Consider the following 26422-nt stretch of genomic DNA (forward strand, 5'->3'; position numbering starts at 1 on the left):
TGCTAGAGCCACCCACGCTCCACAGCCACCCGCACGGCATCCGCCCGATTCCGGCCGCCGGTCTTGCCGATCGCGCTCGAGAGATGATTCTTGACCGTGCCCTCCGACAGGTGCACGGTTCGGGCTATGTCGGCGATCGAGCCGCCGTCGCGCGCAGCGGCCAGCACGTCGGTCTCTCGCTCCGTCAGCGGCGAGTCCCCCTGCGCCAGTGACTCCGCGGCGAGGGCAGGGTCGACCACGCGGAACCCGGCGGAGACCCGCCGCACGGCATCAGCCAGCTCCGCCGCCGGCGTGTCCTTGACGACGAAGCCCGAGGCGCCGGCCTGCATCGCCCGCGCCAGGTAACCGGGGCGTCCGAAGGTGGTAACGATGAGGGCACGGCATCCGGGAACTTCCGCACGCAACTTCGCGGCCGCGGCGATCCCGTCGATGCCGGGCATCTCGATGTCGAGCAGGGCGACGGTGGCCTCCGACGTGCGCGCTGCCTCGACCACCTCGTCTCCGCGCCCGACCTGGGCGACGACCTCGATGTCGGGCTCGAGTCCGAGCAGGGCGGCGAGGGCGCCGCGCACGAGGGCCTGATCGTCGGCGATGAGCAGTCGGATCACCACGCCACCTTCACTTTGAAGCCGCCCAGGTCGCTGCGACCGATGGTCAATCGCGCTCCCGAGGTCTCGACGCGTTCGCGGAGTCCCGTGAGTCCTGAGCCGGTGGATGCCGTGGACGCCGGGCCGCACCCGTCGTCGGCGACCTCGATCGAGCGGTTGTCGAGTCGCACGCGGCAGGCGCTCGCGCCGGAGTGGCGCACCACGTTGGTGACGGCCTCCCGCACGACCCACCCGGCGAGTTCTCGGCGATCGGCGGGCACCTGGTCGGTGGAGCCGGGGAGGTCGGCGGAGACGCCGGCGCTCTCGAGCGCCGCGCGGGCCGCGGCCAGCTCGCCGCTGATGCTCACGCCGCGATACCCGTGCACGGTCGCGCGCACGTCGGCCAGCGCCCCGCGGGAGAGGCCTTCGATCTGGGCGATCTCGTCGCGGGCGGCCGGGGAGCCGGCATCCATCAGTCGTCCTGCCAATTCGGCCTTGACGGTGATCACCGTGAGCGAGTGTCCGAGGATGTCGTGCACATCGCGGGCGACGCGGCCGCGCTCTCGTTCGGCGGCGAGTTCGGCGATCTGCTCCTGAGCCGCGCGCAGGCGCTCGAGGGTCGAGATGTTCTCGACGAAGCTGAACATCATGATCGAGATCGACAGGATGATCGCCGAATTCACGACGTTCGAGAACGCGTCGGCCCCCATCGCGTCGCCGACGATGAACGACACGGCGCTAAGGGCCGGGACGAAGAGCCAGGTGGTCCTCCGGCCCATCGCCGAGACGGCGAACGCGACGCCGACAAAGGTCCACATCCAGCGGATGTCGGTGCCGAGCCAGGGCAGCAGCGTGAGGCTCAGCGCGAAGAGCACCACCGTCGGCAGCAGCCTGCGGATGCGCGACGGGGTGACGCGGGCGTAGGGAACGGTCGCCATGAACACGGCGGCGAACACGATGATGATCGCGGTGCCGACCAGGTGACCCGTCACGCTCGGGCCCTGCCACAGCTCGACCAGCACCGGATAGGTCCAGATCAACGAGATCGACGCGCCGATGAACCAGCCACGGCGGAACGGACGGCGGCCCGGAACGCGGGTGCGCTCCGGGCCGGTCGTCGTGCTCACGTCGTTCACCCTAGGCGTGTCAGCCGCGACGCGTGTCGCGACGGAAGAAGAAGACGGTGCCGGCGATGAACACCGCGAGCCAGACCACCGCGTTGACGAGGGCGCCGAGGTCGAAACCGTCGCCGGTGAGGGGCGAGCGGGCGAGTTCGCCGATGCCGTAGACCGGCGTCAGCTTGCCGATCACCTGGAGGAAGTCGGGCATCGACGACAGGGGGAAGAACAGCCCGCCCAGGAACGACAGCAGCACCACCGCGAGGCTCGTGATCTGCGCCGCGTTCTCGCCCGGCACCATGTAGCCGACCATCAGGCCGAGGGTGGTGAAGACGGCGCCCGCGAGCACCCAGGCCGCCAGGCCCGTGACGATCCACTGCACCGGGGCGAGCTGTACGCCGGCTCCGGCGGCGACGGCGTAGGTCGCGATGACCGCGATCAGGCCGAACATCATGCCCGCGAGCATCTTGACCACGACGTTCGAGATCGGGTTGAGGGGGGTGAGCCGCAGCTGTCGCGACCAGCCCTGTGCGCGCTCGACCGCGACCGAGGCCCCGGTCTGGGTCGCCGACATCATGGTTCCGTACATCGCCATCGAGACCATGATGTACGCGGCCACCGACACTCCCCCGGATGCCAGGGGCGTATCCGTCAGCGGCACATCGAGCGTCTGGAACCCGACGATGAAGAACATCAGCACGGGGAACGCGACGGTGAACAGGATGCTGCGCGGATTGCGTAGCTTGCGCACCAGTTCGATGCGCAGGTAGGTCAGTGTGAACCCGCCCATGGCGGGCAGCGGGCGGTCGAGGGCGATGGCGGTCATCGGAGTGCTCCCGTCGGGACGAGGTCGGATGCCGAGGGCTCGGCGGTGAGCGTCAGGAACACGCTCTCGAGGTTCTGGGCGGTGATCTCGAGATCCCGCGCCGTTGTGGAGGTGAGAAGGTGACGCGCGAGGGCGTCGGAATCTCGCGTGTGCACGGTGATGCGCTCGCCGGCGGCCTCGACCGAGTCGACGCCCGGGACAGCCGCGAGGGCCGTGAGGTCGGCATCCGGGAGCGTCACCTGAACGACCCGCCCCGAGACGAGGTTCTTGATCTCGGTGGTGCTGCCGTCGGCCACGATCTGCCCGCCGCGCATCAGCACGATGCGGTCGGCGTACTCGTCGGCCTCGTCGAGGTAGTGGGTGGCGAACATCACGGTGCGTCCGCGCGCGGCATCCGCTCGAATGGCGCTCCAGAACGAGCGGCGTGCCTCGACGTCCATACCGGTGGTCGGTTCGTCGAGGATCAGCAGCGCCGGGTCGCTCACGAGCGCCATCGCGAAGCGCAGTCGCTGCTGCTCGCCGCCCGAGCACAGACCCACCTTGCGGCGGGCGAGGTTCAGGATGCCGGCACGCTCGAGGGCCTCGTCGACGGGGCGTTTCTCGGCGAAGAGGCTCGCCGTCAGCTCGACCGTTTCGCGCACGGTCAGGTCTTTGAGCAGCCCGCCCGACTGGAGAACGGCCGAGACGAGGCCGCGGGCGACGGCTCCGCGAGCGGTGTGGCCGAACACCTCGATGCTGCCGGCGTCGGGGTTCGTCAGGCCCAGGATCATGTCGATCGTGGTGGTCTTGCCCGCGCCGTTCGGGCCGAGGAAGGCCACGATCTCGCCCGGTCGGACGGTGAGGTCGACGCCGCGGACGGCGTGGACGGAGCCGAAGCTCTTGACGACGCCCCGCGCGTCGATCGCGGCGGGGGTGGGGGTGGAGGAGGTCATGTGTTCATGCTGGCCGTGGGGCCGGGAGGGCACATCAGCCGGCCGTCACCATTCAGGGGTGACGTTCGTCATGGGTCTCTCGGGTGAACTTGGCCAATCGACGGGTGAATATGCCCTGGACCGGGCTTTTCCCTGTGGATAACTCGCTCGGGGTCGCCGCGATTCTCAGTACCTTCCCCGCATGCGTGCATTCACCGTGATCCCCGACGAGCTCCGCCGCACCGCCCTGATCTTCGACAACGTCATCCGGCCCGCCGAATCTCAGTTCCGGATGCCGTGGACCCGCACCCTCGGTCACGAGGCGCTCTGCGAGGCCGTCGACGACTTCGCAGGAGCCTTGGCCGGCGGCTGGACCGAGGCGGTCGCGAGCGTCGACGACGTGGCATCCGGTCTGCGAGAAGTGGCGGCGATGTACGAACGCGTGGACGATGACGCTGACGTCACGCTCAAGGCGTTGCAGGCGCTGCTGTGACCGCTCTGGGGCACTCGTCACACGCGACCGGGCTTGTTCCGGGATCGGTGGAGGCCGCGTACGAGGTCGCGCATCTCGCCGCCGAGCGAGAACGCGTCGCGTCCGATCTGGTGGACCGACTGCTGCGCATGCGCGAGATCGACGGATGGACCGGGCAGGCGGCCGAGGCGTACGCGAATCGCGTGGCATCGGTTGCGCGACGCTGGTCCGAGATCGGCGACGGACTCTCCGCGGTCATCGGCCCGCTGCAGACGTACGCCCGGGCGTTGAGTTCGGCGCAGGGGCTGGCCGCGCAGGCGATCGAGGCGTGGGCTTTCGCGTCGACGCTGCCTGAGACGCCGGGGACGCCCGCCGGGTTCTCGTCGTTCTCGCGGGGGTGGCCCGTGCTGGTGTCGGATCCCCGCCACCGCGGGCCGGCTCCGACGACCGCCGGCGAGGCGCGAGCGCGGGCCGAGGCGATGGTGGCTGACGCGTGCGCCGACGTGAAAGCGGCGGGCGATGTCGCGACAGCCGCCGTGCGGCGTGCGATCAAGGCCGTGCGCGCCCGCGGGGAGGCATGGGCGAGGGTCGGTGAGGGTCTCGGAGTCGCAGCGCTTCCTCCCGGACGCGTGCTCGCGATGATGCGCACCCTCGACCCGGAGATGCTCGCCGCGCTGCTCGGTGCGCGACCCGACCTGTTGGAACGCCTGGCGCAGAGCAACCCGGCTGATGTCGCACCGTGGTGGCGCGGCCTGAGCTCGGCGCAGCAGGATGCACTGATCGCCTGCGCCCCCGGGATCATCGGCAACCTCGGCGGCGTCGCCTACGCCGCGCGCGACCGCGCGAACCGCATCGTGCTCGCCCAGGCGCTCGAAGAGGCGCGGAACAGCCCGTGGGACCAGTCGGAGCAGGTGGCGGCGCTGGAGGCGCTGGATCGCGCCGCGACCGGGAACACGCTCGCCTCGCTGGTGTTGGACCGGCCGCCGTTGGCGCAGGTGGCGGTGGGGGATCTGGACCGGGCGAGTCACGTGAGTGTGATCGTGCCGGGGATGGGGACGACGGTTGGGAATGACATCGAAAGCTACGTGAGGTTCGCTGGCGCGTTCGCGGCTGATCAAGCGCAACTTGCCCACGCAGATCCAGCCAGCATCGGGGTTGTGGCATGGATCGGGTATCACCCCCCGATGCCGGATAGCAACGCGTTAGAGGTGGCAGGCGACGCCAGGGCTGAGGTCGGTGCGGCGGCACTCGCGTATGACCTGCAGGCGCTGCGTGCTGGTGCGGCGACAAATCTCTCCGTTCTTGCACACTCCTATGGCACGGACGTCGCGACGCTCGCACTGAAATCCGCGGATGCCGACCACCTCGTATTGCTTGGTTCCGCTGGCATTGCGAGCCAGGTGGGTAATGCTTCGGACTTGAATGTGCCAGAGGGCCAAGTATTTGCTTCGCAAGCACGGCTAGACGGGTGGGCCCCACTGGGACAGAGCCTCTCGCAGCGCGTCGACCCGACGTCGCCAGAGTTTGGCGCCCGGGTTTTCTCTTCCGAGGCTGCCGAAGTTGATGGGCGGGAGCTTCTCGCAGTCGGGAAACACGGTCCAATTGGTACCGAGTCATTCCACGACGCTAGTTATCTCACGAGCAATACCACGGCAATGTATAACGCCGCGCTGGCGACTATGGGGGACGATGCACGTCTCGTTATGGGTGGCACTCCGGAAGACAGAATCGTCAAGAACGGCGAGAAGTGGGAGGGTGGTTCATTTTGATCACGAACAGATGGGTGGCACTCGCCGCCATCGCGTGCGCTGCCTGCGTGACACTCTGCGGGTGCGTATTTGACGAGCATGCGGACGAGGATCCCCTGACGCCCGACGCAGTATCGGGCATGGGGGGACGCCTGTACTCGGCCGTGCAGGAAGTGGTGGGCTCAGAGGGCTGGTCGTCTAACAAGCAATGGTTCTCTTGCGGTCTGAACGACGGAGTAGCCGAGGTGCAGCTTCGGTTGGAATCTCAGCTTGACGCGGCTCTTGATGATTCGCCGGAGGATCTTGCGACACATGTCCAGGAAAAGTGGTCGACCCTTGGCGTTGAAGGGACTCTGACCGTCAACGCAGATCTGGAGCCAACACGTTTCATCGTCTCCGACCCGCCCTTTCTTACCGGAACGCATGAGGATGGCGCGATCACTGACCTCTGGATCGGCGAAGGCATAGCGGATTTCGGTTACGTCAGTCCATGCGTTCCCGGCGATATCTTCAAGCTGCAGCCGTCATCGACCGCACCGAGCGTCACGCCACCTTCGTCGCCCTGATCGTGTAGCTCAGCGGCATCACCGACGGCTGCTCGGTCAGCGCGAACTCACCGTTCGGGCGCTCCGTCATGCGGCCGGGCAGAGCCTCCCACGGCACGCTGTCGTGCTCGACGAGCGCGTCGAGACGCAGGCCGCGCTCCAGCAGGGCCGTGACGATCTCACCGAGGCCGTGGTTCCACTCGTACGTCTTCGTCGACGTCAGCGGAGCCGACACCGCGACGTAGGTGCTGTCGTCATCCCACTCCAGGGGTGCCGTCTGCTCGAAGTACGGGAACGCGAGGGTCAGCCCGGGCAGGTCCTCGTTCATCGCCCACAGCACGGGATGCCCCTCGCGGATGTGAAGCGTCCCGCCGGGCGCGAGCAGCTCGGTGACCACCCCGGCCCATTCCGTGATCGACGGGAGCCAGCACAGCGCGCCGATTCCTGTGTAGACGAGGTCGAACTCGCCGCGCGGGAGCACCTCCGCCGCGCGCCGAACATCCGATCTGACGAAATCGACCTGCACCCCGGCTTCGTCGGCGAGGCGTCGCGCCTCTGCGACGGCGTTCTCCGAGAAGTCGAGTCCCGTCACCCGCGCGCCCAGCCGGGCGAGCGAAAGGGTGTCGGTGCCGATGTGGCACTGCAGGTGCACCGCCCGCTTGCCCGCAATGTCGCCCAGCAGCGGCAGATCGAACCGCACGACGTCCGACAACGCCGCGGAATCCTCCACATAGCGCTGTACGCCGTACCCCGAACCGTCTCGCGCGGCGTGCAGAGTCGCGCGCTCGTCCCAGTTGGCGCGGTTGGCATCGATGTAGTCCGAGGTCATGGCATCCCTTTCCGGCATCCGAGCCTAGGGGGCGGATGCCGGCGGCCCCGGTGTCGTCAGGTGACGCGCGGTGGGACCGATGTCGGAGGTGCGGGTTAGCCTGGCGGCATGTCGGGCAAGGTCTATGTCATCCACGAGAACCCCCAATGGATCCCGCCGTTCGCGGCGGCGTTCGAAGCCGAGGGCGTGCCGTTCCAGGAGTGGATGCTGACCGACGGCTCGATCGACCTGGCCGTCGAGCCGCCCGAGGGCATCTTCTGGTCGCGGCTGAGCGCCTCAGCCCACACCCGCGACCACGCCTACAGCAAAGAATTTGGCCGCGCCGTGCTGCGCTGGCTCGCGTCGTGGGGTCGCACGGTGATCAACGGGGCCGACGTGCTCGAACTCGAGGTCAGCAAGGTCGCGCAGCACGCGGCTCTGCGGCACGCGGGCATTGAGGTTCCGCGCACGGTCGCCGTGTTCGGCGTCGACGACCTCGCGGCGAAGGCCGAGGAGTTCGGCGCCCCCTTCATCAGCAAGCACAACCAAGGCGGCAAGGGCCTCGGGGTACGGCGCTGGGACACCGTCGACGAGTTCGCCGCCTGGGTGAAGAGTCCCGACTTCGAGCCCTCCCCCGATGGCATCACGCTGTTGCAGGAGTTGCTCGTCGCCAAGACGCCCTTCATCACGCGGTCCGAGTTCGTCGCCGGCGACTTCGTGTACGCCGTGCGGGTCGACACCAGTGCCGGCAGCTTCGAGCTCTGCCCCGCCGAAGCCTGCGCCGTTCCGGGGGCGGACGGGGTCGAGCCCGAACCCCTGTTCCGCCTGCGTGACGACGTCGATTCGGCGCTCATCGACCGGTACCTCGCGTTCCTCGCGGCCGAGGGGGTCGGCATCGCGGGTATCGAGTTCATCGAGACCCGCGACGGGCGCACCGTCACGTACGACGTCAACACGAACACCAACTACAACCCCGACGTCGAAGCCACCGCACCGCGCTCCGGACCCCGCGAGATCGCCCGCTGGCTCGGCACGCTGCTCCCCCAAGAAGCGGTGGGTCTGCGTGGCTGAGCCCGCTCCCCCGCACTTCGACTGGCAGGGCTTCGGCTTCGCCACGCGCCAGGTCCATGCGGGCGAGATCGAAGACCTCACCCACGGCTCGCGCATCACCCCGGTGCACCTGTCTGCCGCGTACCGATTCGATTCGTTCCAAGAGGCGACCGATCGGTTCGCCGGCGCAGATCTGGGTCACCTGTACTCCCGCAACGCGAACCCCACCAATCAGGTTGCCGAGGCTCGGTTGGCCTCCCTCGAGGGTGGATCGGGAGCGATCGTCGTCGGATCGGGTCAGGCGGCGATCACGATCGCGCTTCTCGGACTCGCCGCCAGCGGTGAGCACATCGTCTCGACCGCCAGCATCTACAGCGGCACGCGGGTGCTGTTCGACCGCACCTTCGCCCGCATGGGCGTCACCGTCGAGTACGTCTGGGATCCGGCGGACGAGGCGGAGTGGGACGCCCTCATCCGCCCCGAGACGAAGGCGATCTTCACCGAGACGCTCCCGAACCCCAAGAACGACGTCGTCGACATCGACGTCGTCGCTCGCGTGGCGCGACGGCACGGCATCCCGCTCGTCGTCGACAACACCATCGCGACGCCGTTCTTGATCCGACCGATCGAGCACGGAGCCGACATCGTCGTGCACTCGGCGACGAAGTTCCTCTCGGGACACGGCGCGAACCTCGCGGGTGCGGTGGTCGACGGCGGGACGTTCGACTGGATGGCATCCGATCGCTCCTATCCCGCGATCACCGACACGCCGATCTCGGGACACTCCTCGTTCGTCGAGGCGTTCGGCCCGCGCGCGTTCGAGCTGTCGCTGCGGTTCGGCATCGCGAACGACACCGGCCCCGCCCTGTCACCGCTCAACGGATTCCTGCTGCTGCAAGGCATGGAGACGCTGTCGGTGCGCATGCGCCAGCACCTCGCTACGGCGCGCACGATCGCCGAGTGGCTCGAGCAGCACGCCGCGGTCGAGAGCGTCGACTACGCGGGTCTGCCGTCGCACCCGCAGCACGCGCTCGCCGTCCGCGACTACGACGGGCTGTCGGGCTCCGTCTTCTCGTTCACCGTGCGCGGAGGTCGCCCCGCCGCGGAGCGTTTCTTCGACGCTCTGCGTCTGTTCAGCCGCATGACCAACATCGGCGACACGCGGTCGATGGCCCTGCACCCCGCGACGACGACCCACCTCGGCTTCACGCAAGACACACGCGACCGCCTCGGCATCGGCGACGGCCTCATCCGGCTGTCGATCGGCCTCGAAGACGCCGAAGACCTCATCGCCGACCTCGATCAGGCCCTCCGCGCCGCGTCCTAGCGCTCCCGTCCCGGCGGTTTCCCGGCGCTTTGGTCCCACGCTCCGGCGCCCACGGGACCCGCCGTCGGTGCAGGCCCGGGTTCCTGGCATCCGGAGCCTTCGAACCCACCTCGGTGTCCAAAACAGCCGGACGGTTTTCGCTTCCGTCCGGGTGTTTTGGACACTCAGCACCGGAGAGCGGCGCCCCGAGCCCCAGCCCGGACGCGCCCCCACTCAACGGGGGGTACGCCCCGCGGCGCGAAGCGCGGTCAGGCGTCGCGCTGGGCCTCCAGGCGGCGCACGCGCGGGATCACCTCGGCGGCGAACCGCTGCAACTCGGGCAGGTGCGGCGAGAACTGCAGCAGCAGGGTCGAGACGCCGACGTTCGCGAAGGCGACGATGCGTTCTGCCACCTGGTCGGGGGTTCCGACGAGGTCGGGGCGGAGGCCGCGGTTCGACACCGAGTACTCCTTGAGGTCGATCTGGGTGTCGAGCTTCGACTTGCTCACGAAGTCCTGGTACGAACCGTAGGCCGCTCCCCCGCGCACGTCGGTGATGCGGTCGATCTCGGCCTGAGCCTCTTCTTCGGTGTCGCGGACGACGGCGTAGGCGGCCATGCCGAACGCTTCGAACGGCGTCGCCCCGGCTTCGGCGCGGCGCCGGCGCATGTCGGCGACCTTCGTCCCGAGCTCCTCGAGTGTGCCGCCGTGCGTCAGGTACGCGTCGGCGAAGCGCGTGATCGCGTTGCGCCCGGCCTCGCTCTCGCCACCGGCGTACAGGCGCGGCAGCACCTGGGGCTTGGGCTCCAGATAGGTGCCCTCGGTGCGGTAGTACTCCCCCTCGTACGCGAACGGCGTCTCGGACCACAGGCCGCGCAGCACCTCGACCCACTCGATCGTGCGCGCGTACCGGTCGTCGTGGGCGCTGAAGAGGCCGTCGTACTGCTTGGCCTCCTCGGCCCACCACGCCGAGACGACGTTGAGGGTGAAGCGCCCTCCGCTGATCTCGTCGATGGTCGCCGCCTGCTTGGCGGTGTGGAACGGGTTGTGGAAGCCCGGGCGCACGGCCGCGAGCAGCTCGAGCTTCGAGGTGACGGCGGCGAGCCCCGCCGTCACCGCCCACGCGTCGAGCGACGGCGCCTCGACGCCCTTGATGTCGTTCAGGTTCAGCTCGGGGATGAGCGTGAGGTCGAAGCCGCCTTCTTCCGCAGCGCGAGCGATCGCGGCGATATGGGCGAACGACACGGGCGTCTGCTCGTCGTCGACGTTGCGCAGCCATCCGCCGAAGATGGGGGTCCAGTAGCCGAAACGCACGCGCTGGGGGGAGGTCATGGCTCCATCCTCACCCGCCTCATGTCGGCCGGCGTCACGGGACGAAACGGTCCGTCACATGTCGTTGACCGATGCTCGACGCGGTGGGAGGTTGGCCGGATTCCGATCCGCGAGGAGGATTCCATGACCGATTCCACCCCCACCCACGAGCCGCTGAAGTTCGCCTACTGGGTGCCGAACGTCAGCGGTGGGCTCGTGATCAGTTCGATCGAGCAGCGCACCGACTGGGACTACGACTACAACGTGAAGCTCGCCCGCACGGCCGAGCGCGTCGGGTTCGAATACGCCTTGAGCCAGGTGCGGTACGCCTCCAGCTACGGCGCCGCGCAGCAGCACGAGTCCACCTCGATCAGCCTCGCGCTGCTGCTGGCCACCGAGAAGCTGAAGGTCATCGCCGCCATCCATCCCGGCATCTGGCATCCGGCCGTCCTGGCGAAGTTCATCAACACGGCGGACCAGTTCTCGCACGGGCGCGCGGCGGTCAACGTCGTCAGCGGCTGGTTCAAAGACGAGTACACCGACCTGGGTCTCGAATGGCTCGAGCACGACGATCGCTACGAGCGTGCGGCGGAGTTCATCCAGGTGCTGCGGGGCCTGTGGACGCAGGAGAAGTTCTCTTTCCACGGGAAGTACTACGACATCACCGACTTCACGCTGCGCCCCTTCCCGTACGAGGTGCCGGGGCGAGCCCACCCCGACATCTTCCAGGGCGGCAACTCCACGGCCGCGCGCTTCAACGGCGGCGCGTTCTCGGACTGGTGCTTCTCGAACGGCAAGGACTTCGACGGCTTCACCGAGCAGTACGACGACGTGACGCGCATCGCGGCCGAGCACGGTCGGCGCACGCGATTCGGCCTCAACGGGTTCGTCATCCAGCGCGACAGCCGCGCTGAGGCGGAGGCCCAGTTGCGCGAGATCATCGCCCACGCCGACTCGGGCGCCGTCGAGGGGTTCCGCAAGAGCGTGCAGGAGGCGGGCAACGCGACGTCCGACAAGAAGGGGATGTGGGCCGACTCGTCGCTCGAGGATCTCGTGCAGTACAACGACGGGTTCCGCACGCAGCTCTTCGGCGACGCGCAGCAAATCGCCGAGCGCATCATCGAGTACAAGAAGCGCGGCGTCGACCTGTTCCTGCTCGGCTTCCTGCACTTCCAGGAGGAGCTGGAGCACTTCGGTGAGACGGTGATCCCGATCGTGCGCGAGCTCGAGGCGGATCTCGCGCGCACGGGTGATCCGATCGGGGTGGCGGCCGGCTGAGCATCCCGTCACAGGTTCCCGAGAGAGGCCTCCAGCTCGACGACACGGGCCTAGCCTGGTGTGCGCGGGTGTATTCCACTCCGCGCATACAGCGATATCGGGCCGCGTGGCCCCGAAGGGACTCGGTTCGATGAGCGGCGCACGCCTCGGATTCTTCACACGGGTGCTGGATGCCGGTACCGACGGTGACCGATACGGCAAGGCGCTCGCACAGGTCCGTGCCGCCGACGAGCACGGTTTCGCATCCCTCTGGGTCGCTCAGCATCACTTCGACCGTGACGAGGGAGGCCTGCCGTCGCCGTTCCCGTTCCTGGCCGCGGCGGCCGTGCAGACTGAACGGATCGCGCTGGGAACGGGCATCGTGACCCTTCCGATCGGCGACCCCGTGCGCGTGGCGGAGGACGCCGCCTTCGTCGACGCCCTGAGCGGCGGTCGCGTACAGCTCGGCATCGGCACGGGCGGCACGCCCTCGTCGTTCGCGGCCTTCGAGCGGTCCTCCGACGATCGCCGGGCGATCCACGCCGCGCACCTCGACGTCCTGCGTGACGCCTTCGCTGGGCGCGGCATTCGGAACACCGATCTGCGCCTGAACCCCGCGGCGCCGCACCTCGGCGGTCGGCTGTGGCAGGCGACATTCTCCATCGACGGCGGTCGACGAGCCGGATCCGCCGGTGACGGACTGCTCCTCTCGCGCACGCAGCCTCGCGACGACGGTCAAGATCTGCATGAGGTGCAGGTGCCGATCGTCGAGGCGTACCTCGCCGCGCTCCCCCGCGGTGTCGCTCCGCGCATCCTCGCGTCGCGCACCGCGGTGGTCGTCGACGCCGACCGCCTCGATGAGGTGTGGGCGAGGGCGGATGCCGGAATCCGACGTCTCGCGCGTACATTCCTTCAGCGGAATGCGGACGGCGACCTGCGGGAACTCGCGGCTCTGACCAACACTCACCTCGGGACGGTCGATGAGGTGGTCGCGTCGCTCCGAACGGATCGCACCCTCGAGCTCGCGACCGACGTCGCCTTCCAGGTGCACTCGATCGACCCGGCCCACGAGGTGACTCTGCGGTCGATCGACCTCTTGGCGAGCGAGGTCGCCCCTCAGCTCGGCTTGCGTACGGGCGCCGCGGCTGCCGAGGAACTCCGCTCGCTCGGCGCCGAGGTCTGACGCCGCGTCACCACACCCCGTCGAGCATCGCCTTTGACCGCCGCGTTTGCTCGCGCAGCGCGTCGGCAAGGGCGGCGACGGCGGGGATGCGCATCGAGTCGGCGCGCACGATCATCCAGTACGGCAACCGCTCGGTCATCGTCTCGGGCAGGAGGCGCTCGAGATCGTCGTGACGGTCGGCGACGAAGCACGGGAGCATGCCGATACCGGCCCCGGCGCGCGTCGCCTCGACCTGCACGAGGACGTTCGTCGAGGTGACGCCGTCGCGCATGCGCGGCACGACGCGTCGGGGAAGGTCGAGGGCTTCGACCTGCAGCATCGCGTCGACGAAGTAGACGAGCCCGTGCGTCTGCAGCTCATCGAGGTCGCGCGGGTGGCCGTGCCGGTCGAGGTACGAGCGCGAGGCGTACATGCCGAGGGCGTACGACCCGAGCTCGACGGTCGTGCCGCGCGAGGTCTGCGGCTGGCCGACGACCACTTCGAGATCGAGACCGGGGCGGTGCAGGGCTGCGCGCCGTTGGGCCGCGACCACCTCGACGACGAGATCCGGATGCCGCTCGCGCAGGCCCGCGATGGCGGGGGCGGCGATGTAGGCGCTGAACCCGTCGGTGGCCGACATGCGCACGACACCCGATACCGGATCGGGCTCCGCTCCCCCGGCGGCGAGCTGCGACATCGCCGCCTCGATGCGCCCGGCGGTCTCGGCGGCGTGTGCTCCGAGCGTCGTGAGCTCCCACCCGCGGCCCGACTGGGCCACGAGCCTGCCGCCCAGGGCCTCCTCGAGGGCGGCGATGCGCCGAGCGACGGTCGTGTGGTCGACCCCGCGCAGCTGGGCGGCGGCGGTGTACCGGCCTGTGCGGGCCACGGCCAGCAGCATCAGCAAGTCGTCGGCGCGTACGTTCCCGGCATCCATGTGTGCAATTCTGCACAGCGGGAGAGCGGTACTGGGCATTGTCGCGCGCAGCAGACCACCTCAGACTGAGGCGCGGTCGTCATCGTCGACACCGAAGGAGCATCATGCAACCCCCCACCACCGCGCCGCGCAGCAGCGACGCCCCCACCTCGAGCCGCATCCGCCATGTCGTCGCCGCCTCCATGGCCGGCACCGTCGTCGAGTGGTACGAGTTCTTCCTCTACGCCACCGCCGCGAGCCTCGTCTTCGGCACGTTCTTCTTCCCGTCGTCGGGCTCACCGCTCGACGGAATCATCGCCGCCTTCGTCACCTACGCGGTCGGGTTCATCGCGCGCCCGCTCGGCGGCATCGTGTTCGGCCAGATCGGCGACCGCTTCGGTCGCAAGCCCACGCTGCAGGCGACGATCATCATCGTCGGCGTCGCGACCTTCCTGATGGGCTGCCTGCCCGGCTTCGCGAGCGTCGGCTACTGGGCTCCCGCGATGCTCGTCGCCCTGCGCTTCATCCAGGGCTTCGCGGTGGGCGGGGAGTGGGGCGGCGCCGTGCTGCTCGTGGCCGAGCAGAGCCCCGACCGCCGTCGCGCCTTCTGGTCGAGCTGGCCGCAGGCCGCCGTCCCGGTGGGCAACCTGCTGGCCACGCTCGTGCTGCTGATCACCTCGTTCGTGCTGAGCCCCGCCGCGTTCCTCGACTGGGGCTGGCGCATCGCCTTCTGGCTGTCGGCCGTGATCGTGCTGGTCGGCTTCTGGATCCGCCGCCACGTCGAAGAGGCCCCGATCTTCCTCGAGGCCAAGGCGCAGGTCGAGAAGGAGAAGGCCACCTCGTTCGGTGTCGTCGAGGTGCTGCGTCGCTACCCGAAGGGCGTCGTGCAGGCGATGGGCGTGCGCTTCGCCGAGAACATCGTCTACTACATCGTCGTCAGCTTCTCGATCGTCTACCTGAAGATCGTGCACTCGTACGACACCAGCCAGTTGCTGCTCGCTCTGCTGATCGCCCACATCGTGCACTTCGCCGTGATCCCGCCGCTCGGACGCCTGTCCGACCGCATCGGACGCCGCCCGGTGTACCTCGCGGGCGCGATCCTCAGCGCGACGTGGGCGTTCTTCGCCTTCCCGATGTTCGACACGCTCAACCCTGTGATGATCGTGCTCGCGGTGACGATCGGCCTGGTCTTCCACGCCGGCATGTACGCCCCGCAGCCCGCCGTCATGGCCGAGCTGTTCCCGACCCGCATGCGCTACTCGGGCGTCTCGCTCGGCGCGCAGGTCACGGCGATCCTGGCTGGCTCGCTCGCCCCGATCCTCGCCACCCAGTGGTTGCGCGACTTCGGCTCGTGGCTGCCGATCGCGCTCTACATCGTCGTGGCGTGCATCGTCACCTCGATCGCTGTGCTGTCGTTGAAGGAGACGCGCGGCATCTCGCTGCGCGACATCGACGCCGCCGACGCCGCGCGCACGGCGGCAGGCCCCGCGACGACGGGGGCGAAGGGAGTCCGATGAGCACGGATCTGACCGGCCGCCGCGCCCTCGTCACCGGGGGAGCAAGCGGGATCGGCGAAGCCATCGTCCGCGCCTTCGCCGGCGCAGGGGCCCACGTCACCGTCGCCGATGTCAACGGCGAGCAGGCGGCGCGCGTGGCGGCCGAGGTCGGGGGAGAGGCCTGGGCCGTCGACCTCTCGGATACGGCGGCCCTGCGCGAGCTGCGCCTCGACGTCGACATCCTTGTCAACAACGCCGGCATCCAGCACGTCAGCCCCATCGAGGAGTTCGATCCCGAGCGCTTCTCGTTCATGCTGCGGCTCATGCTCGAGGCGCCGTTCCTGCTGATCCGCGCGGCCCTGCCGGGCATGTACGAGCGCGGGTTCGGGCGGGTGCTGAACATGTCGAGCGTGCACGGCATCCGCGCCTCGGAGTACAAGTCGGCGTACGTCACGGCCAAGCACGGCCTCGAGGGGCTGTCGAAGACCACGGCCCTCGAGGGCGGCCCACGCGGAGTGACGAGCGTGTGCATCGACCCCGGCTACGTGCGCTCGCCGCTGGTCGAGAAGCAGATCGTCGACCAGGCCCGCACCCACGGCATCGCCGAGGAGCAGGTGCTCGAGACGATCCTGCTGAAGGATGCCGCGATCAAGCGGCTCGTAGAGCCCGCGGAGGTCGCCTCGCTCGCGCTCTGGCTCGCCGGTCCCGACGCCGCGATGGTCACCGGCTCGAGCTACCTCATGGACGGCGGCTGGTCGGCGCACTGACGGGGGCGGGCCTCGCGGGGGCCGCTCTCGTCGTCATCGCCCACGGCAGGACGATTTACGACACACAGCGGGTGAATGCCGGAAGGGATCCGGTGAGATGAGGGTCCCAGCGGGGTCTCCGGCGGGTTTCGGTCTCGTAAATATGCGCGGGAGTGCTTTACGGTGGACACCTCCCCGGTCAAGGATGTCCGAGGGACTACGGCGCTTGTCGCAGTCGACTCTTCACAGCAGAGGTAATTCATGACACTGCACACCAGTGGGCGCGGCCGTTTCGGCCTCGTCATCGGCGCCGCCCTCGGCGCCTCGGCCCTTCTTCTCGCGGGTTGCTCCGGCGGCGGCGACAACGCCTCGTCGGGTGACGGTGGCGGATCGACCGACCCCCTGATCGTCGGCACGACCGACAAGATCACCTCGATCGACCCCGCGGGTTCGTACGACAACGGCTCGTTCGCCGTCATGACGCAGGTCTACCCGTTCCTCATGAGCAGCCAGTACGGCACGTCGGAGGTCACCCCCGACATCGCCGAGTCGGCCGACTTCACCTCGCCGACCGAGTACACGGTCAAGCTCAAGTCGGGCCTGAAGTTCGCGAACGGCCACGACCTCACGTCGTCCGACGTGAAGTTCTCGTTCGACCGCCAGGTCGCGATCAACGACCCGAACGGCCCCGCGTCGCTGCTGGGCAACCTCGACAGCGTCGCCGCTCCCGACGACACCACCGTCGTCTTCACGCTCAAGAACGGCAACGACCAGGTCTGGCCGCAGATCCTGTCGAGCCCGGCCGCTCCGATCGTCGACGAAGAGGTCTTCTCGGCGGATGCCGTGACCCCCGACGACACGATCGTCGAAGGCAAGGCGTTCGCCGGCCAGTACATGATCGACTCGTACAAGGTCAACGAGCTCATCTCGTACAAGGTCAACGACACCTACCAGGGCTCGCTGCCCAAGGCCGCCAACGGCGGAATCTCGGCGAAGTACTACGCCGACTCCTCGAACCTCAAGCTCGACGTGCAGTCGGGTGCGATCGACGTGGCCTACCGCAGCCTGAGCGCGACCGACGTCGCCGACCTGCAGAAGGACGACGCCGTCAAGGTCATCGACGGCCCCGGCGGCGAGATCCGCTACATCGTCTTCAACTTCGACACCATGCCGTACGGCGCGAAGACCCCCGACGCCGACCCGGCCAAGTCGCTCGCGATCCGTCAGGCCGCGGCCGACCTCGTCGACCGTCAGGCCATCGCCACCGACGTGTACAAAGACACCTACTCGCCCCTGTACTCGTACGTCCCGCAGGGTCTCGCGGGCGCCAACGAGGCGCTCAAGGACATGTACGGCGACGGCAGCGGCATGCCCGACGCGGCCAAGGCCAAGGCGACCCTCGAGGCCGCCGGTCTCTCGACTCCCGTCACGCTGAACCTGCAGTACAACGGCGACCACTACGGCCCCTCGTCGGGTGACGAGTACGCCGCGGTCAAGGCGCAGCTCGAGAAGGACGGCCTGTTCACGGTCAACCTCGCTCAGACCGAGTGGGTGCAGTACACGAAGGACCGCAAGGCCGACGCGTACCCCGCGTACCAGCTCGGCTGGTTCCCCGACTACTCGGATGCCGACAACTACCTCACCCCGTTCTTCTCGAAGGACAACTTCCTGCTGAACCACTACGACAACGCCGACGTGCAGAAGCTGCTCGTCGACCAGGCGACGCAGACCGACAAGACCACGCGGGAGCAGGAGATCGGCGAGATCCAGGACAAGGTGGCCGCCGACCTGTCGACCCTGCCGCTGCTCCAGGGCAAGCAGGTGGCGATCGTGGGCTCGAGCGTGGACGGTGCCGTTCTCGACGGCTCGTTCAAGTTCCGCTACGCGCCGCTGCACAAGTAAGACCGACACGGCGTCTCGTCGCGTTCCGTTCGTCCGACGACCGGGGGTCACGTACCCTCGGTCGTCGGGCGAGAGCGGAGCGACGAGGCGCCGTTTCCCCATCGAGTGAGGTCTCTTTCCGTATGGTCACCGCCGTCGACGCCGCCGACATCGCCAAACCCGTCGCCCCCAAGGGGGGAGGACTCTGGCGCTACATCCTTGTCCGCCTCCTGCTGATCATCCCGACGGTCTTCATCCTCGTCACCGTGGTGTTCGTGCTCATGCGCATCACCGGTGACCCGATCACCGCCGCCCTCGGCGGACGCCTCCCACCCGATCAGCTCGAGGCGCGCATCGCCGCCGCCGGCTACGACCGCCCGCTGATCGTGCAGTACTTCGAGTACATCGGCGGCATCCTGCGCGGTGACTTCGGCACCACGCTCACCGACAACCGTCCGGTGATCGAGATCCTGCTGCAGTACGGCTCCGCCACCCTCGAGCTCGCGATCTACGCGCTCATCGTGGCGCTGCTCATCGGCATCCCGTTCGGTCTGATCGCCGCCTACAAGCGCGACCGCTGGCAGGACGCGGTGCTGCGCATCGGCGCGATCCTCGGCTACGCGACCCCGATCTTCTTCGTCGGCCTTCTTCTGAAGCTCGTCTTCTCGGTGTGGCTGGGCGTTCTGCCGGTCGCGGGCCGGGCGGGCACGCGCACCGAGCTGAAGCTGCAGACGCTCGACAACCCCAGCGGCATCTACCTGATCGACGCCATCCGCCTCGGCGACGGCAACGCGATCAGCGACGTGCTGATCCACGCGATCCTGCCCGGGGTGGCCCTCGGCATCCTGACCGCGGGCATCTTCCTGCGCCTCGTGCGCACCAACGTCATCGGCACGCTCGGCGCGCAGTACGTCACCTCGGCGCGCTCGCGCGGCGTGGGGGAGTACCGCCTCGTCACCAAGCACGCGTACCGCCCGGCGCTCATCCCGATCATCACGGTCATCGGTCTGCAGATCGCCCTGCTGCTGTCGGGTGCGGTGCTGACCGAGACCACCTTCGAGTGGAAGGGCCTCGGCTTCATGCTCAGCGAGTACCTCAAGGCCCGCGACTTCGTGGCCGTGCAGGGCATCGTCGTGATCATCGCCGTGCTGGTGGCCTTCACCAACTTCCTCGTCGACGTCATCGCGGCGATCATCGACCCGCGAGTGAGGTACTGACATGTCGGATGCCACGACCCCCACGACCCCCGATGCCGTGACGGTGCGCAAGGTTCCCCTGCGCGACCGCCTGCCGGTCATCTCGCACCTGCGCCGCAGCGTCGGTCTGCAGCGCACCATGCTGGTGCTCGGTCTTGTGATCACCTCGGTGTTCCTGCTGACGGCGGTGTTCGCTCCGCTGCTCGCGCCCTACGGCTTCGCGCAGCAGGAGGCCGACGGCGTGAAGTTCGGCACCCAGCAGGCGCCGAGCGCGATGAACCTGCTCGGCACGACCGTCGGCGGCTACGACGTGCTCTCGCGCGTGATCTGGGGCGGCCAGACGGCGCTGCTCGTGATCGTGTGCGCGATCGCGTTCTCGATCTTCCTCGGCATCTTCCTCGGCTTGGTCGGCGGCTACTTCGGTGGCTGGCTCGACCGCGTGCTCGTGGTGCTGTGCGACGCGATCTACGCTTTCCCGTCGTTGCTGCTTGCCATCGTGATGTCGATCGCGATCACCCGCGGCCAGTCGACGCTGTGGGGCGGAATCCTCGCCACCGCGATCTCGATCACCGTGGTGTTCGTGCCGCAGTACTTCCGCGTGATCCGCGCCGAGGTGGTGCGGGTGAAGGCCGAGCCGTTCGTCGAGTCGGCCCGCGTGATCGGCGTTCCCACCGGCCGCATCCTGCTGCGTCACGTGCTGCGCAACTCGACGCGCTCGCTGCCGGTGGTCGTCACCCTCAACGCCTCCGAGGCGCTGCTGACCCTGGCCGGCCTCGGCTTCCTCGGCTTCGGCATCGAGGCCACCGCCGCCGCCGAGTGGGGCTACGACCTCAACCGCTCGGTGAGCGATGTCACCAGTGGCATCTGGTGGACGGCGATCCCGCCGGGCGTCGCGATCGTGCTGGCGGTGCTCGGCATCACCCTCGTGGGCGAGAGCCTCAACGACTTGAGCGACCCGCGTCTGCGTACGCGCCGCCGCGCGGGCCGGGCACCCGCGCCCGTCACCGCCATCGACCCGTCGACGGCTCCCGCCGAGGCCTCGGCCACCGCGTCCCCCGCCGGGCCCCCGGCATCCGCCCCCTCCGACGGGAGCCCCTCATGACCGGCACCACCGAAGCCGTCGCCCGCATCGACGACCTGCGCGTCGCCTTCGCCACCGACGGCGAGCCGGTCGCCGCGATCAACGGGATCTCGCTCGAGGCGCACGCCGGCGAGGTGCTCGCGATCGTCGGCGAGTCGGGCTCGGGCAAGACCGTGACCGCCAACACCCTGCTCGGGCTGCTGCCCGAGACCGCCACGCTCTCGGGTGCGGTCATCGTGCGCGGGCGCGACGGCGAACAGACCGACATCGTGCACGCGACCTCGGCGCAGCTGCGCGAGATGCGCGGGCGCGACGCGGCGATGGTGTTCCAGGAGCCCTCAACCGCCCTCAACCCCGTGTACACCGTGGGGTGGCAGATCGCGGAGGGTCTGCGGGCGCACGAGAAGATGTCGAACGCGGATGCCAAGTCCAAGGCGATCGACATCCTCCGGCGCGTCGGCATCCCCGACCCCGAGAAGCGCGTCGACGACTACCCGCACCAGTTCTCGGGCGGTCAGAAGCAGCGCGTCGTCATCGCGATGGCGCTTGTGCTGAACGCCGGGCTGATCATCGCCGACGAGCCGACCACGGCGCTCGATGTCACGGTGCAGGCCGAGATCCTCGACCTGCTGCGCACGTGCCGCGACGAGTTCGGCGCCACGATCGTGCTCATCACGCACAACATGGGCGTCGTCGCTGACCTCGCCGATCGCGTGATCGTGATGTACCGCGGCGACATCGTCGAGCAGGCGCCCGTGCGCGAGCTGTTCGCCGCCCCGCGCGAAGAGTACACGCGCGAACTGCTCGCCGCGGTGCCGCACGTGGGTCGCGGCAAGAGCTCGCAGCAGTCGCTCGCGGATGCCGCGCCCACCTCGCCGCCGGCGGGGAGCCTCGTCGTGGCCGAGAAGGTCGAGATCGGGTATCCCGGACGCTTCGGCTCGCCGGGCGTCGTCGCGGTGAAGGGCGTGGACTTCTGGATCGGACCCGGCGAAGTGCTGGGTCTGGTGGGGGAGTCGGGCTCGGGCAAGACCACGATCGGCCGCGCGATGGTCGGACTCACCTCGGTCGTCGGCGGATCGCTCAAGGTGCTCGGCACCGAGATGAACGGCGCCAAGCCGCGCACCCTCGCCAGGACGCGGCCCGACATCGGGTTCGTTTTCCAGGACCCGGCGACGAGCTTCAACCCGCTCCTTACGATCGCGGAGTGCATCGCCGAGCCGCTGATCGTGTACAAGCGCGCCTCGGGAGCCCGGGCCGCGCGCCAGCGTGTGAACGAGCTGCTCGATGCGGTGCAGCTGCCGACCGCGTTCGGCGACCGGTACCCGCACGAGCTGTCAGGCGGCCAGCGTCAGCGCGCCTCGCTCGCGCGCGCCCTCGCACTCGACCCGAAGCTGCTCATCGCCGACGAGCCGACCTCTGCGCTCGACGTGTCGGTGCAGGCGCGGGTGCTGCAGTTGTTCGCACAGCTGCAGGCGGAGTTCGGCTTCGCGTGCCTGTTCATCAGCCACGACCTCGCCGTCGTCGACGAGGTGGCCGACCGCGTGGTCGTGCTGCAGCAGGGCGTGATCCGCGAGCAGGGGACGACCGTGCAGGTGCTCACCGAGCCGCGCGACGACTACACGAAGCGCCTGCTGGTGTCGCTGCCCGTGCCCGACCCCGTCGAGCAGGAGGCGCGCCGCGAGCTGTGGCGCACCACCCGCGGAGTCTGACGGCTGACGACCTCGGGGCCCTCACGCGCGCAGCGTGGGGGCCCCGCGTCGTGTGGGCGCGCGTTGCGCAGGGTCGGTGATTCGCGCATTCTCAGCGCGATGCGGCGAATCGTGGCTGAGGTTGTGCGGATCGCGGAGTGTGCGCGGAGCGGCGATCGCGCGGCGCGTTGCGCAGGGTCAGTGATTCGCGCATTCTCAGCGCGATGCGGCGGATCCTGGCTGAGGTTGTGCGGATCGCGGAGTGTGCGCGGCGCGGCGAGCGCGCGGCGCGTTGCGCAGGGTCAGTGATTCGCGCATTCTCAGTGCGATGCGGCGGATCCTGGCTGAGGTTGTGCAGATCGCGGAGTGTGCGCGGAGCGGCGATCGCGCGGCGCGTTGCGCAGGGTCAGTGATTCGCACATTCTCGGTGCGATGCGGCGGATCCTGGCTGAGGTTGTGCCGATCGCGGAGTTTGCGCGGCACCCGCCGACAGAGCCCCGCCGCGTCAGCGCCCGAACACCGTCGTGAGGATCCACCAGCCGACGACGGCGACGCCCACCACGACCGTCCACACCGGGAACCCGCGCTTGAGTCGCCGACCCTGCGCGGCCACGCCCGCCGGGGGCGGGGTGAGCAACGGCACGCTCGGGGCGGGGGCTCCGGATGCCGCGGTGCCGGCGTTCCTGCTCGCGGCGACCTCTGCGGCGAGACGGTCGTCGCGCCACCGCGCCCACTGCGCGAACTTCTCGTCGATCGCGTCGATCGTCGTGAACAGCCACTGCCAGGTGGCCGGATCGAGCGTCGACAGGTCGCGCTTGGCGTAGAGGAACAGCCAGTCGTCGATGATCTCGACATCCAGCGCTGCGGCGTTGTCGACGAAGCGCGCCATCACGTCGGGAGTGAAGAGGTACAGCGCGTCGCGCTCGTAGCCCTCGGGGCAGTACAGCGCGAAGTGCTGGTCGAAATCGCCCTCGAGGCTGAGCCGCTGGTCGCGCCCGAAGGTGACCGGCAGGTTCGAGCCGAACAGGCCGTTGTTGCCCACGGCATCCAGCACGATGTGGGGGAGCGGCGTCTCGAGCTTGAGCGCGACGTAGCCCCAGCGGTGCGTCTGCCTGCTCTTGCCCGACCCCGTCTCGTACGTGTAGTTCGCGACCTCGATGAAGCGCGGAGACGTGCTCCGCAGCAGGTCGGAGTTCTTGCGATCGCCGCCGAGGCTGAAGATCATGCCCGGCAGCTGCGGCTTCGCGAACCCCGGCTCCCACGTCATGCCGTTGGCCCGCGCGAAGCGGTCGAGGCGGAATCGGCGCACACCCGCGCCGCCGACGCCGCGGATCAGCCCCAGGACGATCACCACGATGACCGCGGCGAACACGAGCAGGGGAGCGGCGGCCACCAGGCTCAGTGAGTTCCTGCCGACGACGGAAGAGATGACGCCCACGAACACCGGGCCGATGATGAAGAAAAAGACCACGCCGACCACCGCGAAAACGATGATGCCGGCCACGTTGCTGCTGAGCTTGCCCTGCTGCCGCAGCTCTTTCGTGAACGCGCGTACCTGGGCGCGGTCGACGGGCTCGGTCAGCGGCGCGGTGTCGAGCCGGGTCTGTGCGTTCATGTCGTGCCCCCTCGTTCGACCGTAGCGGTGGTGTCCGACATCGTCGGGGCGGCGCCCGGGGTCATCGCGCGACCATCAGCAGCAGCAGCGGAGCCACGGCGAGCACCAGTCCGCCGAGCCCGAACACCCCCAGCACGATCGCCACGACGATCCAGGGGTTCGCGCGCCGCAGCCGTCGACCGGGCACGGCGACCCCCGCGGGCGGGCGGGCGAGCAGGGCGGCCTGCGCGGCGGCGACCGTCGGCGCACCCGCGGCCGGCGGGGCTCCACCGGGGCCGGCAGCGGCCGGAACCGACGCGGGAGGCAGGGCCACCGGCATCCGGTCGTCTCTCCATCGACCCCACTGGTCGAGCTTGTCGAGCAGCACCGAGATCACCGAGAACACCCAGGCCCAGCGCGCCGGGTCGATCGTCGACAGCTCGTCGCGGGAGTAGAGGAACAGCCAGTCGTCGACGATCTCGGCGTCGAGCACCGACGCACTGTCGATGAAGCGCGCCATGACGTCGGGGGTGAAGAGGTAGAGGGCGTCGCGTTCGTAGCCGCGCGGGCAGTACAACGTGAAGTGCTTGTCGAAGTCGCCCTCGAGGCTCAGGCGCTGGCCACGACCCCACGAGGCGGGCAGGTTCGAGCCGAACATGCCGTTGTTCGCCGTGGCATCGAGCACGATGTGGGGGAGCGGCACGTCGAGTTTGATCGCGATGTAGCTCCAGCGCACGGTCGTCGTGTTCTTGCCGTCGCTCACCGTGTAGGCGTGGTTTCCGACCTCGACGAAGCGCGGGCGGCGCCCGCGGACGATGTCGGATGCCGTGCGGGAGCTGCCGATGCCGAAGATCACGCCCGGGAGCGGAGGGTTCTGCACGGCCGGCACGTACTCCATGCCCACGTCGCGCGCGAACCCCGCGAGGCGCCACCGGCGGTCCTCGACGATGCGCTGCCCGCGCAGGCCCACCAGCAGGGCGGCGATCAGTCCGCCGACGCCGATCAGAAGCGGCAGGGCGAAGAGCAGGCCCACCACGAGGGTCCCCTCGCGCAGCCACGTCGACAGCACGATGAGCAGCACCACCAGCGCGATGCCGATCCCGCCGAGGAAGACGAACGCGAACACCCAGCCGACGATCGTCGCGGTGGTGTTGCCGGGCAGACGGCCCTCGTCGCGCAGCCGTTTCGTGAACGCCTTCGCCGCCGCGCGGTCGGGCGCGACCTGCAGTGCTCGCGCGTCGAACGGTCGGATCCCTGCCATGCGGCCCCCCTCGCCGTCGGTGGAACGTCCACGCTACCGATGACCGATTCCCCGCTGCCAGCGGCATCCGTTAGACTACGAAGGTTGTCCGGCGACGCCCATGCGCGTGTGAGCCCGTGATGACGTGCAACACACCCTCCTGCTGCCGGGAAATGCCCGTCAGCCGTTCTAGTCCGAAGGAGGTGGGTTAGTGACGCACCAGTACGAACTCATGGTCATCTTCGATCCCGAGGTCGACGAGCGCCAGGTCGCTCCGAAGCTCGACGGATTCCTCAAGGTCATCACGGCCGATGGAGGAACCATCGACAAGATCGACATCTGGGGCCGCCGTCGTCTCGCCTACGAGATCCGCAAGAAGAACGAGGGCATCTACGCCGTCGTCAACTTCGTCGCGACCAGCGAGGCCACGAACGAGCTCGACCGTCAGCTGAAGCTGAACGAGCAGATCATGCGCACCAAGGTCCTGCGCGCCGAAGAAGCGATCGCTCAGGTCGCCGCCGAGGCCAAGCGCTCCGAGGAGAAGGCCGCCCGCAAGGCCGCCGCTCCCCGCAAGGTCGAGTCCGCCGAGAAGGCTGCGAAGTAACGACGATGGCCGGCGAAACCGTCATCACCGTCGTGGGTAACCTCACGGCCGACCCCGAGCTGCGGTACACGCAGAACGGGCTCCCGGTCGCGAACTTCACCATCGCGTCGACCCCCCGCACGTTCGACCGTCAGGCGAACGAGTGGAAGGACGGCGAGGCGCTCTTCCTGCGTGCCTCGGTGTGGCGCGAATTCGCCGAGCACGTCGCCGGTTCGCTGACGAAGGGCAGCCGTGTCATCGCGACCGGTCGCCTCAAGCAGCGTTCGTACCAGGACCGCGAGGGAAACAACCGCACCTCCATCGAACTCGAAGTCGATGAGATCGGTCCCTCGCTCCGCTACGCGACCGCCCAGGTCACCCGTGCCGCCGGTGGCGGCGGCGGTGGCGGTCAGCGCCCGCAGGTGCAGCAGTCGAACGACGAGCCGTGGTCGACGCCCGGTTCGAACAACGGCGGCGGCAACAACAGCGGCGCAGACGCGTGGAGCACTCCTGGTTCCTACGGAGACGACACCCCGTTCTGAACTTCGCCCCGCTCTCGAGCGAGACGACCCCTGAAATTCCGGATGCCATGGCCCGGTCCGCGTGACCGGCTCGGCATCCGAACCACACGAAAGAAGGAAGCATGGCTGGAAAGGCCACTGGCGACCGCCGCAAGCCGCGGAAGGGCGCCAAGAACGCAGCCCCCGCGAAGGCGATCCGCGTCGGCGTCATCGACTACAAGGACGTCCCCACCCTCCGCAAGTTCATCTCGGAGCGCGGCAAGATCCGCGCCCGTCGTATCACCGGTGTCTCCGTGCAGGAGCAGCGTCTGATCGCCCGCGCCATCAAGAACGCGCGCGAGATGGCTCTTCTGCCCTACGCCGGCGCCGGCCGCTAAGGAGCA

The 26422-nt window shown here is 68.9% G+C and carries 25 protein-coding genes; 16 read left to right on the forward strand and 9 right to left on the reverse strand.

All coding sequences use genetic code 11. The features are described from left to right. Nucleotides 1–2 precede the first annotated feature (2 nt). The 4 genes from FS769_RS06600 to FS769_RS06615 are packed head-to-tail and all read right to left on the reverse strand — an operon-like array spanning nucleotide 3 to nucleotide 3463. Entirely contained in the window at nucleotides 3–608 is a 606-nt protein-coding gene (locus tag FS769_RS06600; RefSeq protein WP_144831031.1) for a response regulator transcription factor, read from the reverse strand. Continuing rightward, entirely contained in the window at nucleotides 605–1714 is a 1110-nt protein-coding gene (locus FS769_RS06605; protein ID WP_144831034.1) for a sensor histidine kinase, read from the reverse strand. Before FS769_RS06605 ends, FS769_RS06600 begins: the two co-directional genes overlap by 4 nt. A 19-nt stretch (nucleotides 1715–1733) precedes the next feature. Further along, nucleotides 1734–2531: an ABC transporter permease gene (locus FS769_RS06610; RefSeq protein ID WP_144831037.1), complete on the reverse strand. Its 798-nt coding sequence runs from the start codon at nucleotides 2529–2531 to the stop codon at nucleotides 1734–1736. Next, complete coding sequence (locus tag FS769_RS06615) at nucleotides 2528–3463, reverse strand: ABC transporter ATP-binding protein (protein ID WP_144831040.1); 936 nt, start codon at nucleotides 3461–3463, stop codon at nucleotides 2528–2530. Before FS769_RS06615 ends, FS769_RS06610 begins: the two co-directional genes overlap by 4 nt. Before the next feature lie 181 nt (nucleotides 3464–3644). Here FS769_RS06615 and FS769_RS06620 point away from each other — a divergent pair, with 181 nt between their 5' ends. The 3 genes from FS769_RS06620 to FS769_RS06630 are packed head-to-tail and all read left to right on the forward strand — an operon-like array spanning nucleotide 3645 to nucleotide 6228. Beyond that, nucleotides 3645–3935 carry a hypothetical protein gene (locus tag FS769_RS06620; protein ID WP_144831043.1) on the forward strand — a complete coding sequence of 97 codons (291 nt, stop codon included), beginning with the start codon at nucleotides 3645–3647 and terminating at the stop codon, nucleotides 3933–3935. Between the two features lie 47 nt (nucleotides 3936–3982). Beyond that, entirely contained in the window at nucleotides 3983–5683 is a 1701-nt protein-coding gene (locus FS769_RS06625) for an alpha/beta hydrolase (RefSeq protein WP_144831046.1), read from the forward strand. 14 nt (nucleotides 5684–5697) lie between these two features. Further along, the gene (locus FS769_RS06630) at nucleotides 5698–6228 is read left to right on the forward strand and encodes a hypothetical protein (protein WP_144831049.1); all 531 of its coding nucleotides are present in this window, start codon (nucleotides 5698–5700) and stop codon (nucleotides 6226–6228) included. On the opposite strand, the gene FS769_RS06635 is transcribed toward FS769_RS06630, so the two are convergent. Further along, nucleotides 6206–7036: a bifunctional 2-polyprenyl-6-hydroxyphenol methylase/3-demethylubiquinol 3-O-methyltransferase UbiG gene (locus FS769_RS06635; protein ID WP_144831052.1), complete on the reverse strand. Its 831-nt coding sequence runs from the start codon at nucleotides 7034–7036 to the stop codon at nucleotides 6206–6208. The two genes, FS769_RS06630 and FS769_RS06635, sit on opposite strands and share 23 nt — an antisense overlap. Before the next feature lie 108 nt (nucleotides 7037–7144). Between FS769_RS06635 and FS769_RS06640 the strand changes: the two genes are divergently transcribed. Next, nucleotides 7145–8086 (forward strand): RimK family alpha-L-glutamate ligase, encoded by a 942-nt coding sequence (locus tag FS769_RS06640; RefSeq protein ID WP_144831054.1) that lies wholly within the window; start codon nucleotides 7145–7147, stop codon nucleotides 8084–8086. Beyond that, complete coding sequence (locus tag FS769_RS06645) at nucleotides 8079–9392, forward strand: O-acetylhomoserine aminocarboxypropyltransferase/cysteine synthase family protein (protein WP_144831057.1); 1314 nt, start codon at nucleotides 8079–8081, stop codon at nucleotides 9390–9392. The genes FS769_RS06640 and FS769_RS06645 overlap by 8 nt, the downstream gene beginning before the upstream one ends. Before the next feature lie 248 nt (nucleotides 9393–9640). Here FS769_RS06645 and FS769_RS06650 read toward each other — a convergent pair whose 3' ends face one another. Then, the gene (locus FS769_RS06650; protein WP_222123901.1) at nucleotides 9641–10702 is read right to left on the reverse strand and encodes an LLM class flavin-dependent oxidoreductase; all 1062 of its coding nucleotides are present in this window, start codon (nucleotides 10700–10702) and stop codon (nucleotides 9641–9643) included. A gap of 123 nt (nucleotides 10703–10825) precedes the next feature. Between FS769_RS06650 and sfnG the strand changes: the two genes are divergently transcribed. Together sfnG and FS769_RS06660 are read left to right on the forward strand one after the other, a co-directional pair. Next, a complete protein-coding gene (gene sfnG / locus FS769_RS06655; protein ID WP_144831060.1) occupies nucleotides 10826–11959 on the forward strand; it encodes a dimethylsulfone monooxygenase SfnG in 1134 nt (377 codons plus the stop codon). A gap of 130 nt (nucleotides 11960–12089) precedes the next feature. Next, nucleotides 12090–13121: a putative FMN-dependent luciferase-like monooxygenase gene (locus FS769_RS06660; protein ID WP_144831063.1), complete on the forward strand. Its 1032-nt coding sequence runs from the start codon at nucleotides 12090–12092 to the stop codon at nucleotides 13119–13121. A gap of 7 nt (nucleotides 13122–13128) precedes the next feature. On the opposite strand, the gene FS769_RS06665 is transcribed toward FS769_RS06660, so the two are convergent. Further along, complete coding sequence (locus tag FS769_RS06665) at nucleotides 13129–14034, reverse strand: LysR family transcriptional regulator (protein ID WP_260979708.1); 906 nt, start codon at nucleotides 14032–14034, stop codon at nucleotides 13129–13131. Nucleotides 14035–14138: 104 nt separating this feature from the next. On the opposite strand from FS769_RS06665, the gene FS769_RS06670 reads away from it, so the two are divergent. From FS769_RS06670 to FS769_RS06695, 6 genes are all read left to right on the forward strand, one after another. Beyond that, entirely contained in the window at nucleotides 14139–15530 is a 1392-nt protein-coding gene (locus FS769_RS06670) for an MFS transporter (protein WP_186325442.1), read from the forward strand. Continuing rightward, nucleotides 15527–16276 carry a 3-hydroxybutyrate dehydrogenase gene (locus tag FS769_RS06675; protein WP_144831069.1) on the forward strand — a complete coding sequence of 250 codons (750 nt, stop codon included), beginning with the start codon at nucleotides 15527–15529 and terminating at the stop codon, nucleotides 16274–16276. The genes FS769_RS06670 and FS769_RS06675 overlap by 4 nt, the downstream gene beginning before the upstream one ends. Nucleotides 16277–16516: 240 nt before the next feature. Beyond that, a complete protein-coding gene (locus tag FS769_RS06680) occupies nucleotides 16517–18157 on the forward strand; it encodes an ABC transporter substrate-binding protein (RefSeq protein WP_144831072.1) in 1641 nt (546 codons plus the stop codon). Nucleotides 18158–18279: 122 nt separating this feature from the next. Next, entirely contained in the window at nucleotides 18280–19353 is a 1074-nt protein-coding gene (locus FS769_RS06685) for an ABC transporter permease (protein WP_144831075.1), read from the forward strand. Between the two features lies 1 nt (nucleotide 19354). Then, nucleotides 19355–20434 carry an ABC transporter permease gene (locus FS769_RS06690; RefSeq protein WP_144831079.1) on the forward strand — a complete coding sequence of 360 codons (1080 nt, stop codon included), beginning with the start codon at nucleotides 19355–19357 and terminating at the stop codon, nucleotides 20432–20434. Beyond that, entirely contained in the window at nucleotides 20431–22122 is a 1692-nt protein-coding gene (locus FS769_RS06695; RefSeq protein ID WP_144831082.1) for an ABC transporter ATP-binding protein, read from the forward strand. Before FS769_RS06690 ends, FS769_RS06695 begins: the two co-directional genes overlap by 4 nt. Before the next feature lie 484 nt (nucleotides 22123–22606). Here the strand turns inward: FS769_RS06695 and FS769_RS06700 are convergent, their stop codons facing one another. Both FS769_RS06700 and FS769_RS06705 read right to left on the reverse strand, forming a co-directional pair. Continuing rightward, nucleotides 22607–23716, reverse strand: coding sequence for a hypothetical protein (locus FS769_RS06700; protein ID WP_144831084.1), 1110 nt, complete (start codon nucleotides 23714–23716; stop codon nucleotides 22607–22609). A 61-nt stretch (nucleotides 23717–23777) separates the two neighbouring features. Further along, a complete protein-coding gene (locus FS769_RS06705; protein ID WP_144831087.1) occupies nucleotides 23778–24956 on the reverse strand; it encodes a hypothetical protein in 1179 nt (392 codons plus the stop codon). Nucleotides 24957–25146: 190 nt separating this feature from the next. On the opposite strand from FS769_RS06705, the gene rpsF reads away from it, so the two are divergent. The 3 genes from rpsF to rpsR all read left to right on the forward strand — a co-directional run bounded on the left by rpsF (nucleotide 25147) and on the right by rpsR (nucleotide 26416). Beyond that, nucleotides 25147–25539: a 30S ribosomal protein S6 gene (rpsF, locus tag FS769_RS06710; RefSeq protein WP_058622540.1), complete on the forward strand. Its 393-nt coding sequence runs from the start codon at nucleotides 25147–25149 to the stop codon at nucleotides 25537–25539. A 5-nt stretch (nucleotides 25540–25544) separates the two neighbouring features. Continuing rightward, nucleotides 25545–26060: a single-stranded DNA-binding protein gene (locus FS769_RS06715; protein ID WP_144831090.1), complete on the forward strand. Its 516-nt coding sequence runs from the start codon at nucleotides 25545–25547 to the stop codon at nucleotides 26058–26060. 101 nt (nucleotides 26061–26161) lie between these two features. Continuing rightward, complete coding sequence (gene rpsR / locus FS769_RS06720) at nucleotides 26162–26416, forward strand: 30S ribosomal protein S18 (protein WP_055832386.1); 255 nt, start codon at nucleotides 26162–26164, stop codon at nucleotides 26414–26416. The last annotated feature ends 6 nt before the right edge of the window (nucleotides 26417–26422 follow it).

It is taken from the genome of Microbacterium sp. BH-3-3-3 (genome assembly GCF_007679045.1).
Taxonomy (GTDB): Bacteria; Actinomycetota; Actinomycetes; order Actinomycetales; family Microbacteriaceae; genus Microbacterium; species Microbacterium algihabitans.

Coding starts and splice junctions, on each gene's coding strand:
- FS769_RS06715 (WP_144831090.1), top strand. CDS start 25,545: ATGGCCGGCGAAACCGTCATCACCGTCGTGGGTAACCTCACGGCCGAC.
- FS769_RS06685 (WP_144831075.1), top strand. CDS start 18,280: ATGGTCACCGCCGTCGACGCCGCCGACATCGCCAAACCCGTCGCCCCC.
- FS769_RS06695 (WP_144831082.1), top strand. CDS start 20,431: ATGACCGGCACCACCGAAGCCGTCGCCCGCATCGACGACCTGCGCGTC.
- rpsR (WP_055832386.1), top strand. CDS start 26,162: ATGGCTGGAAAGGCCACTGGCGACCGCCGCAAGCCGCGGAAGGGCGCC.
- FS769_RS06640 (WP_144831054.1), top strand. CDS start 7,145: ATGTCGGGCAAGGTCTATGTCATCCACGAGAACCCCCAATGGATCCCG.
- FS769_RS06690 (WP_144831079.1), top strand. CDS start 19,355: ATGTCGGATGCCACGACCCCCACGACCCCCGATGCCGTGACGGTGCGC.
- FS769_RS06670 (WP_186325442.1), top strand. CDS start 14,139: ATGCAACCCCCCACCACCGCGCCGCGCAGCAGCGACGCCCCCACCTCG.
- FS769_RS06700 (WP_144831084.1), bottom strand. CDS start 23,716: ATGAACGCACAGACCCGGCTCGACACCGCGCCGCTGACCGAGCCCGTC.
- FS769_RS06675 (WP_144831069.1), top strand. CDS start 15,527: ATGAGCACGGATCTGACCGGCCGCCGCGCCCTCGTCACCGGGGGAGCA.
- FS769_RS06665 (WP_260979708.1), bottom strand. CDS start 14,034: ATGGATGCCGGGAACGTACGCGCCGACGACTTGCTGATGCTGCTGGCC.
- FS769_RS06705 (WP_144831087.1), bottom strand. CDS start 24,956: ATGGCAGGGATCCGACCGTTCGACGCGCGAGCACTGCAGGTCGCGCCC.
- FS769_RS06635 (WP_144831052.1), bottom strand. CDS start 7,036: ATGACCTCGGACTACATCGATGCCAACCGCGCCAACTGGGACGAGCGC.
- sfnG (WP_144831060.1), top strand. CDS start 10,826: ATGACCGATTCCACCCCCACCCACGAGCCGCTGAAGTTCGCCTACTGG.
- FS769_RS06680 (WP_144831072.1), top strand. CDS start 16,517: ATGACACTGCACACCAGTGGGCGCGGCCGTTTCGGCCTCGTCATCGGC.
- FS769_RS06650 (WP_222123901.1), bottom strand. CDS start 10,702: ATGACCTCCCCCCAGCGCGTGCGTTTCGGCTACTGGACCCCCATCTTC.
- FS769_RS06615 (WP_144831040.1), bottom strand. CDS start 3,463: ATGACCTCCTCCACCCCCACCCCCGCCGCGATCGACGCGCGGGGCGTC.
- FS769_RS06660 (WP_144831063.1), top strand. CDS start 12,090: ATGAGCGGCGCACGCCTCGGATTCTTCACACGGGTGCTGGATGCCGGT.
- FS769_RS06620 (WP_144831043.1), top strand. CDS start 3,645: ATGCGTGCATTCACCGTGATCCCCGACGAGCTCCGCCGCACCGCCCTG.
- FS769_RS06610 (WP_144831037.1), bottom strand. CDS start 2,531: ATGACCGCCATCGCCCTCGACCGCCCGCTGCCCGCCATGGGCGGGTTC.